General features: G+C 67.3%; 6 protein-coding genes. 2 read left to right on the top strand and 4 right to left on the bottom strand.

Annotated features, from left to right (window positions below; all coding sequences use genetic code 11):
* Nucleotides 1–343 (top strand): DUF3482 domain-containing protein (locus N878_RS11535; RefSeq protein WP_156350875.1); only part of this gene is annotated, 343 nt, incomplete at its 5' end.
* Nucleotides 344–387: 44 nt separating this feature from the next.
* On the opposite strand, the gene N878_RS11530 is transcribed toward N878_RS11535, so the two are convergent.
* The 3 genes from N878_RS11530 to N878_RS11520 all read right to left on the bottom strand — a co-directional run bounded on the left by N878_RS11530 (nucleotide 388) and on the right by N878_RS11520 (nucleotide 2,847).
* Nucleotides 388–1,182, bottom strand: a complete 795-nt coding sequence (locus N878_RS11530) for a thymidylate synthase (RefSeq protein WP_021443810.1) — start codon at nucleotides 1,180–1,182, stop codon at nucleotides 388–390.
* A gap of 89 nt (nucleotides 1,183–1,271) precedes the next feature.
* Nucleotides 1,272–2,054, bottom strand: coding sequence for a prolipoprotein diacylglyceryl transferase (gene lgt / locus N878_RS11525; protein WP_021443809.1), 783 nt, complete (start codon nucleotides 2,052–2,054; stop codon nucleotides 1,272–1,274).
* Between the two features lie 10 nt (nucleotides 2,055–2,064).
* Nucleotides 2,065–2,847: a sulfite exporter TauE/SafE family protein gene (locus N878_RS11520; RefSeq protein ID WP_031303056.1), complete on the bottom strand. Its 783-nt coding sequence runs from the start codon at nucleotides 2,845–2,847 to the stop codon at nucleotides 2,065–2,067.
* 157 nt (nucleotides 2,848–3,004) lie between these two features.
* Here N878_RS11520 and N878_RS11515 point away from each other — a divergent pair, with 157 nt between their 5' ends.
* Nucleotides 3,005–3,751, top strand: coding sequence for an NRDE family protein (locus tag N878_RS11515; RefSeq protein ID WP_021443807.1), 747 nt, complete (start codon nucleotides 3,005–3,007; stop codon nucleotides 3,749–3,751).
* 66 nt (nucleotides 3,752–3,817) lie between these two features.
* Here N878_RS11515 and ptsP read toward each other — a convergent pair.
* Nucleotides 3,818–5,530 (bottom strand): phosphoenolpyruvate--protein phosphotransferase (ptsP, locus tag N878_RS11510; protein ID WP_021443806.1); only part of this gene is annotated, 1,713 nt, incomplete at its 5' end.

Genomic DNA, 5,530 nt, shown 5'->3' with positions numbered 1-5,530 from the left:
TAGCGCGCAGACCCTGCGCAATTACGGGGAAAGGCTTAAAGGCAAATTGAAGGGCCAACGCGAGCTGACCGTGGACGATGCCGTGCTGCGCCTGCTCGCCCTGCGCCAGCAGCAACTGCTGCGCGCCCTGGACGCCCGCGGCCACGCGGCGATGGAGGCCATTACCCTCAATGCCCCGCAGGAAACCCTGTGGCGCCAAGGCAAGTTACCCGCGCCGCTGAACCTGGCCCGCGCCCATCCCGAATGGTCGTCGCTCAACCCCGGTGCTCGCCTGGAAGAGGCCGAGCGCGCCGAACAGGTGGAGCGGCTGCGCGGTGAAATCGCCGTGCAACCGGTGGGCTAAAGCCCACCCTACGCCCACCTACGCCGCCACAAGCTCCGTCTGCGTCAGACCGCCACCGGCGCCTTGATATGCGGGTGCGCTTCGTAGCCGACCAGCTCGAAGTCCTCGAACTTGAAGGCCAGCAGATCCTTCACTTCGGGGTTGAGCTTCATGGTCGGCAGCGGCAGCGGCTGGCGGGAAAGCTGGATGTCTGCCTGAGCCAGATGGTTGGCGTACAGGTGGCAGTCGCCGCCGGTCCAGATGAACTCGCCCGGCTCGAGGTCGCAGACCTGCGCCACCATCAGGGTCAGCAGGGCGTAGCTGGCGATATTGAAGGGCACGCCCAGGAAGATATCGGCCGAGCGCTGGTAGAGCTGGCAGCTGAGCTTGCCGTTCGCCACGTAGAACTGGAACAGCGCGTGGCACGGCGGCAGGGCCATCTGCTCGACCAGCGCCGGGTTCCAGGCCGAGACGATCAGCCGGCGCGAGTCCGGGTTGCTCTTGATCATCTCGATCAGCTTGGCGATCTGGTCGATCGACTCGCCATTGGGCGCCGGCCAGCTGCGCCACTGGTAGCCGTAGACCGGGCCGAGGTCGCCGTTCTCGTCGGCCCATTCGTCCCAGATGGAAACACCGTTGTCCTTGAGGTACTGGATATTGGTGTCGCCCTTAAGGAACCACAGCAGCTCGTGGATGATCGAGCGCAGGTGGCACTTCTTGGTGGTGACCAGGGGAAAGCCGTCGGCCAGGTCGAAGCGCATCTGGTAGCCGAACACGCTGTGGGTACCAGTACCGGTGCGGTCACTTTTGATAGTGCCCTTGTAAAGGACATGACTCATCAGATCGAGGTACTGCTTCATATAAAGCCTTTGGACGAAGGTTCAGACGGGGCGGAACTATAGAAGCCCAAGTCCTGCCGTTCAATTATCCTTCGTCAGATTAGGCTCTTTTACGAACGTTTGTATGCCCAAATCATCAGGCCGATACCGCCGAGGATCATCGGCAGGCACAGCACCTGGCCCATGGTCAGCCAGTTCCAGGCCAGGTAGCCGAGCTGGGCGTCCGGCACGCGGACGAACTCGACGATAAAGCGGAACAGCCCGTAGCAGGCGGCGAACAGGCCGGACACCGCCATGGTCGGGCGCGGCTTGCGCGAGTAGAACCAGAGGATGGCGAACAGCGCCACGCCCTCCAGGGCGAACTGGTACAGCTGCGAGGGATGCCGCGCCAGTTGCTGCGGGTCGGTGGGAAACACCATGGCCCAGGGCAGGTCGGTGGCCTTGCCCCACAGCTCGGCGTTGATGAAGTTGCCGATGCGCCCGGCGCCCAGGCCGATGGGTACCAGCGGGGCGATAAAGTCCATCAGCTCGAAGAAGCTCTTGCCGTTGCGCTTGCCGAACCACCAGGTGGCCAGCATCACCCCGAGCAGCCCGCCGTGGAACGACATGCCACCTTCCCAGACCCGCAGGATCTTCGCCGGTTCGGCGATATAGGCCGCGAAGTCGTAGAAGAACACGTAGCCCAGACGGCCGCCGAGTATCACCCCCATGGCCACCCAGAACACCAGGTCGGAGAGCTTCTCCTTGTTCCAGCCGGCGTCGAAGCGGGCCAGCCGGCGCGAGGCCAGCCACCAGGCGCCACCGATGCCGACCAGGTACATCAGGCCGTACCAGTGGATTTTCAGCGGGCCCAGGGCGATGGCCACCGGGTCGATCTGCGGGTAAGGCAGCATCAATCACTCCTTAGATCAAAAAACTCAGACCCACGCTGAACAGCAGCAGGGCGAACAGACGCTTGAGCAGACGCGGCGACAGGCGATGGGCCAGGCGCGCGCCGAAGCGGGCGAAAAACATGCTGGTGACGGCGATCCCGACCAGCGCCGGCAGGTAAACGAAACCGACGCTCCACGGCGGCAACTGCGGGTTGCCCCAGCCGGTGGCGACGAAACTCAGCGCGCCGGCGAGGGCGATCGGCAGACCGCAGGCCGCCGAGGTGGCTACCGCCTGCTGCATCGGTACGCTGCGCCAGACCAGGAAGGGCACGGTCAGCGAGCCGCCGCCGATACCGAAGATCGCCGAGGCCCAGCCGATCACCCCGCCGGCCGCCGCCAACCCCGGCTTGCCTGGGACAGCGCGGCTGGCCCTGGGTTTCAGGTCCAGGGCCATCTGCGCGGCGATGACCAGGGCGAACACGCCGATGATCTTCTGCAACCAGCCGCCCTCGATGGCCGCCGCGGTCAGCGCGCCCAGCGCCGCGCCGAACAGGATGCCCAGGCTCAGCCAGCGAAACAGCGGCCAGCGCACCGCGCCCTGACGCTGATGCTCGAGCGCGGAATTGATCGAGGTGAAGACGATGGTGGCCAGCGAGGTGCCCACCGCCAGGTGGGTGAGAATCTCCGCCGGCATGCCCTGCGCGGCGAAGCTGAAGACCAGCACCGGCACTATGATCAACCCGCCGCCCACGCCGAACAGGCCGGCCAGCACGCCGGCGGCCGCGCCCAGCAGCAGGTAGAGCAGCAGTTCCATCGACACCCCCGAAAACAAAGCGGCATGGTAGCGGAATTGCCCCGGCAGCGGCAGGCTCCGGGCGTCGGGCACCGGGCGCCGGGCGCCGGGGCGGATCCACTCCGCCGTTTCGGCTTCGTGCTAGCCTGCTAGGCACACTCCGTACAAGGATCGTCCCATGTGCCTGATCGTTTTCGCCTGGCGTCCAGATCACCCGCAGCCGCTGCTGCTGGCGGCCAACCGCGACGAGTTCTACGCCCGCCCCAGCTGGCCGCTGCGCGAGTGGGACGACGCGCCGGGGCTGTTCGCCGGACGCGACCTGCAGGCCGGCGGCACCTGGCTGGGGATGAGCGCGGATGGCCGCTTCGCCGCGCTGACCAATATCCGCGACCCCAGCCAGGAGCCCGGCCAGCGCTCGCGCGGCGAGCTGCCGGTGGCCTTCCTGCGCGGCACGCTGACGCCGCAGGCCTACCTCGCGCAGATCGCGGCCAGGGCCAGCGACTACGCCGGCTTCAACCTGTTGCTCGGCGATGCGCGCCAGCTCTGGTACTACAACAGCCGCGAGGACGACCCGCGCCCCCTGGCGGAAGGGCTCTACGGCCTGTCCAACGCCAGCCTCGACAGCCCCTGGCCCAAGCTGCAGCGGGCCAAGGCGACGCTGGAGAACTGTCTCGACGCGCCCGACAGCCAGCGTCTGCTGGCCCTGCTGGCCGACACCACGCAACCACCCGAGCACCTGCTGCCCGACACCGGCGTCGGCCCGGCGGTCGAGCGCCTGCTGGCCACCGCCTTTATCGCCAGCGCCAACTACGGCACCCGCGCCAGCACCGCGCTGCTGCTCAACGCCGACGACAGCTGGGAGCTGGTCGAGCGCAGCTTCGGTCCGCAAGGCAGGCCGCTGGGCGAGGTGGCTGTACGCAGGTAAGGGGCGCCACGCGCGGCCTAACGGGTAGCCCGGATGTCACCCGGGCTACTAGATAGAAACACCGGCTCAGGCCTGGATATTCGACGCGGGGTTGATCACCCGGCCCAGGCCGAGGTTGCGCAGGGCCAGGTGCAGGGTGCTGTAGATCAGGTGCGGGTTGTCCATGGTCATCACCTGGCCGAGCAGCTCCCTGGCCTTGCTCAGGGTGATCTGGCGCAGCAGCCACTTGACCTTGGGCAGGTTGGTGGCGTTCATCGACAGCGAGTCGAAGCCCATCGCCAGCAGCAGCACGGCGGCAGCCGGGTCGCCGGCCATCTCGCCGCAGATACTCACCGGCTTGCCTTCGGCATGGGCATCGTGGATCACCTTCTGCAGCGCCTGCAGCACCGCCGGGTGGAGGAAGTCGTAGAGGTCGGCGACCCGCGGGTTGTTGCGGTCCACCGCCAGCAGGTACTGGGTCAGGTCGTTGGAGCCGACCGAGAGGAAGTCCACCTGGCGCGCCAGCTCGCGGGTCTGGTAGACCGCGGCGGGAATCTCGATCATCACGCCGATAGGCGGCAGCGGCACGTCGGTGCCTTCGTCGCGCACCTCGCCCCAGGCGCGGTGGATCAGGTGCAGCGCTTCCTCCAGCTCCTGGGTGCCGGAGATCATCGGCAGCAGGATGCGCAGGTTGTTCAACCCTTCGCTGGCCTTGAGCATGGCGCGGGTCTGCACCAGGAAGATTTCCGGGTGGTCGAGGGTGACGCGGATGCCGCGCCAGCCGAGGAAGGGATTCTCTTCCTTGATCGGGAAGTAGGACAGCGCCTTGTCGCCGCCGATATCCAGGGTGCGCATGGTCACCGGCAGCGGGTGGAAGGCCTGCAGCTGCTCGCGGTAGGTGGCCAGCTGCTCCTTCTCGCTGGGGAAGCGCTCGTTGACCATGAACGGCACTTCGGTGCGGTACAGGCCGACGCCCTCGGCGCCGCGCTGCTGGGCGCGGGCGACGTCGGCGAGCAGGCCGGTGTTGACCCACAGCGGCATGCGCTGACCGTCGAGGGTCTCGCAGGGCAGCGCGCGCAGGGCGTCGAGGCCCTCGGTGAGCTGGCGCTCCTCCTCGACCACCTCGGCGTACTGCTTGCTCAGCAGCTCGCTGGGGTTGGTGAACACCTCGCCGTGGTAGCCGTCGACGATCAGCTTGATGCCGTCGATCTTCGAATAGGGCAGGTCGACCACCCCCATCACCGTGGGGATGCCCATGGCGCGGGCGAAGATCGCCACGTGCGAGTTGCCCGAGCCGGTCACCGAGATCAAGCCGGCCAGCTTGCCCTCCGGCACCTCGCCGAGCATCGCCGGCGACAGCTCCTCGCTGACCAGGATGGTGTTGTCCGGGTAGACCAGGGCGCTCTTGCGCTCCTCCTGCAGGTAGGCGAGCAGGCGCCGGCCGAGGTCGCGCACGTCGCTGGCGCGCTCGCGCAGGTAGGCGTCGTCCATCAGCTCGAAGCGCTGCACGTGGTCGAGCACCACCTGGCGCAGGGCGCCCTGCGCCCACTGGCCGGTCTTGATGACCTTGCGCACCTCGTTACCCAGGGCGGCGTCGTCGAGCATCATCAGGTAGACGTCGAACAGCGCGCGTTCTTCCTTGCGCAGCTGGGTGGCGAGCTTGGCGGACAGCTCGTGCATGTCCTCGCGTACCCAGCCCAGGGCCTTGTCGAACAGCTCCAGCTCGGCGGCAATGTCGTCCACCGCACGATCCGGCACCACGTTGAGGTCGGCCGGCGGCAGCACCACCACCGCGGTGCC

Source organism: Pseudomonas sp. EGD-AK9 (genome assembly GCF_000465935.2).
Taxonomy (GTDB): Bacteria; Pseudomonadota; Gammaproteobacteria; order Pseudomonadales; family Pseudomonadaceae; genus Aquipseudomonas.
Note: the sequence above shows the minus strand (reverse complement) of the source record. Positions and strands in the feature narration are given on the sequence as shown.

Bases quoted from the DNA above. Each gene is read 5' to 3' on its own strand.
- N878_RS11530 (WP_021443810.1), bottom strand. From the start codon at position 1,182: ATGAAGCAGTACCTCGATCTGATGAGTCATGTCCTTTACAAGGGCACT.
- lgt (WP_021443809.1), bottom strand. From the start codon at position 2,054: ATGCTGCCTTACCCGCAGATCGACCCGGTGGCCATCGCCCTGGGCCCG.
- N878_RS11520 (WP_031303056.1), bottom strand. From the start codon at position 2,847: ATGGAACTGCTGCTCTACCTGCTGCTGGGCGCGGCCGCCGGCGTGCTG.
- N878_RS11515 (WP_021443807.1), top strand. From the start codon at position 3,005: ATGTGCCTGATCGTTTTCGCCTGGCGTCCAGATCACCCGCAGCCGCTG.